Source organism: Actinomyces ruminis (assembly GCF_002154335.2).
GTDB lineage: Bacteria > Actinomycetota > Actinomycetes > Actinomycetales > Actinomycetaceae > Actinomyces > Actinomyces ruminis.
Map to the genome: position 1 here is coordinate 1 of NZ_MTPX02000049.1, position 2,487 is coordinate 2,487.

At 70.3% G+C, this 2,487-nt stretch carries 3 protein-coding genes; all 3 read right to left on the reverse strand.

Going from position 1 to position 2,487, the window contains the following annotated elements; all coding sequences use genetic code 11:
• Positions 1-108: 108 nt before the first annotated feature.
• The gene (locus BW737_RS09860; RefSeq protein WP_086616111.1) at positions 109-288 is read right to left on the reverse strand and encodes a hypothetical protein; all 180 of its coding nucleotides are present in this window, start codon (positions 286-288) and stop codon (positions 109-111) included.
• Between the two features lie 77 nt (positions 289-365).
• Positions 366-731 (reverse strand): metal-sensitive transcriptional regulator, encoded by a 366-nt coding sequence (locus BW737_RS09865; protein WP_086616112.1) that lies wholly within the window; start codon positions 729-731, stop codon positions 366-368.
• 5 nt (positions 732-736) lie between these two features.
• Positions 737-2,371 (reverse strand): FAD-dependent oxidoreductase, encoded by a 1,635-nt coding sequence (locus tag BW737_RS09870; RefSeq protein ID WP_086616113.1) that lies wholly within the window; start codon positions 2,369-2,371, stop codon positions 737-739.
• Positions 2,372-2,487 lie beyond the last annotated feature (116 nt).

Genomic DNA, 2,487 nt, shown 5'->3' on the forward strand with positions numbered 1-2,487 from the left:
AGAACGCGGACTCCACCACGACACCACCCTGACCAACAACTACCGCCAATGGCTCAACACCCACCCACCCCTAACCACTTGACAACCATAGGAGCATCAGTTTGGGTGCTACTTGCGGCCGAAGAGCCCCCGCAGGAAGCCCGACGGCGTGCCGGACGAGGTGGGCTCGTCGTCGTGGCCCTGGCAGCGCTGCGACTTGGGCACGCCCGCCAGCGCCTGCTCAATGTGCTGTCCGCAGCCGGCCCAGGTGGGCTTGCCGCACTTCTTGCACGTCACCTTGCGACACATGATGTACTCCTTGTTTTGGGTTCGGTTGATTGGGTTGAAAGAAAAGGGGGAAGCGGCCCGGCGCGCCGGGGCGGCACTCAGACCAGGGACAGGAAGATCTTCTCCAGCTCGTCCACGGTCATCGCCGGTGCGACCGCGCCGTCCGGCGCGACTCCGGCCCCGCCGTCGTCGCCTGCCGGTGAGGCCTGCTCGGCGTCGACGCAGTTGCGCATGGCGCTGGCGATAATGACGAATCCGGCCCGGTTCAGCGCATGCGTGACGGCCGACAGCTGCGTGATCGTCTCCTTGCAGGAGGCCCCGCGCTCGGCGGCGTCGATGACGGCGTCCAGCTGGCCACGCGCCCGCTTGAGACGGTTGACGATCCGCCGCTTCGTCTCCGGGTCGCACTCGAAGTCCGGGGCGGCCTGCTCCGTCGTCGCCGCTCCATCCCGAGTCTTGGTCATGGCGATCACGCCCCCACCAGGTAGGAGTCGGCGTCGTCACCCAGCCAGGCGCGCAGGGTGATCATGCCGCCGGTGAGAACCGAGGATTCCAGGCCATGTCCCACGAGAATCCGGTGGGCGATGTTCGCGCGCACCCCCACCTGGCAGATCACGCCGACGGGACGCCCGGCAGCGGCCTGCCGCACCTCCTCGATGCGGGCACGCAGCTCAGTGTGCGGGATGTTGAGCGCGCCCGGCACCATGCCGCGGGCGACCTCGGCGCTCGTGCGCACGTCCAGCAGCAGGTGGGTCTGGCGGACCTGTTCCAGGTCGCGCACGTCCCACACGTCCACGGTGCCGTTAAGCACGTTCGAGCCCAGCATCCCCGCCAGGTTCACCGGGTCCTTCGCCTGGCCGAAGGGCGGGGCGTAGGCCAGGTCCAGGTCGATCAGGTCGGCAACACCCAGGCCGGCGCGGATGGCCGTGGCCAGCACGTCGATGCGCTTGTCTACGCCGTCCCGGCCCACGCACTGGGCGCCCAGGATGCGCCCGTCCGGGGCGAAGTTGACCGACAGGTGCAGCTGGGTGGCTCCGGGGAAGTAGCCGGCGTGCTGGTTGGGGTGCAGGTGAATGGTCGTGTACTCGATGCCCGCCGCGTCCAGCGAGGCGCGGTTCGCGCCGGTCATCGCCGCGGTCATCGCCCCGACGCGGACGATGGCGGTGCCCAGCGGTGCGGGAATCGGCCGGGCGTGCGCGGGATCCATGATGAAGTCGGCCACCAGCCGCCCCGCCCGGTTGGCCGGGCCGGCCAGGGGGATGGGGCGGCGGGCCCCGGTGACGGGATCGGTGGACACGGTGGCGTCGCCGACGGCGTAGACGTGCGGCAGGTTCGTGCGGCCGTGCTCATCGACGACGATGGCCCCGCGCTCCAGCTCCAGGCCGGAGGCGGTGAAGGCGTCGGTGTCCGGGCGCACACCCGTGGCCAGGACGATCATGTCCGCCCGCACGCGTGTCCCGTCGGACAGGAACACCTCGTCCGCGTCGGCTCCGGGGGTGATCGACTGGGCGGCGGTGCCCGTGCGCACATCCACCCCCAGCCTCCGCAGCTCCTGGGTGATTGGGTAGGCGTTCTCCCGTTCCAGCGGTGGTAGCACGTGCTCGGCGTACTCGACGATGGTGGTGGCAATGCCGCGCTTGGCCAGTACTTCGGCGGCCTCGATGCCGATGAAGCCGGCGCCCAGGACGATGGCCGATTCCACTCCCGCGTCGACCTGTTCGCGCAGATGGGCGGCGTCCTCGACGGTGCGCAGGGTGGACACGCGCGCCGAGTCGAGCCCGTCGATGGGTGGACGCGTGCCCTGTGCTCCGGGGGACAGCACCAGAGCGTCGTAGTCGAGGCGCTGGATGCCGTCGGCGGTGCGGACGATGACCTCCTGCGCCTCGGGATCGATGCCGACTACGTCGTGGCCGGTGCGTACATCCAGGTTGAGCCAGGCGCGCAGGCGCTCGGGGGTCTGCACCAGCAGGTCGTCCTGGTTTTCGATCTCGCCGCCGACGTAGTAGGGCAGGCCGCAGTTGGCGAAGGAGACATGCTGGCCGCGGTCCAGGACGATGATCTCGGCATCCTCGTTCAAGCGGCGCGCGCGGGCGGCGCAGCTCATGCCGCCTGCGACGCCGCCGACGATCACCAGCCGCTGGGGGCGCCCGGTATCTGCCGCGGAGGCGAGGCGGCCGGTGCTTGGGGAGCTCCGGGAGTGTCGGGGGAGGAGGGGGTGCG

What these genes read in the sequence shown, in the direction of transcription:
- BW737_RS09865 (WP_086616112.1), bottom strand. Translation starts at nt 731, where the DNA reads ATGACCAAGACTCGGGATGGAGCGGCGACGACGGAGCAGGCCGCCCCG.
- BW737_RS09870 (WP_086616113.1), bottom strand. Translation starts at nt 2,371, where the DNA reads ATGAGCTGCGCCGCCCGCGCGCGCCGCTTGAACGAGGATGCCGAGATC.
- BW737_RS09860 (WP_086616111.1), bottom strand. Translation starts at nt 288, where the DNA reads ATGTGTCGCAAGGTGACGTGCAAGAAGTGCGGCAAGCCCACCTGGGCC.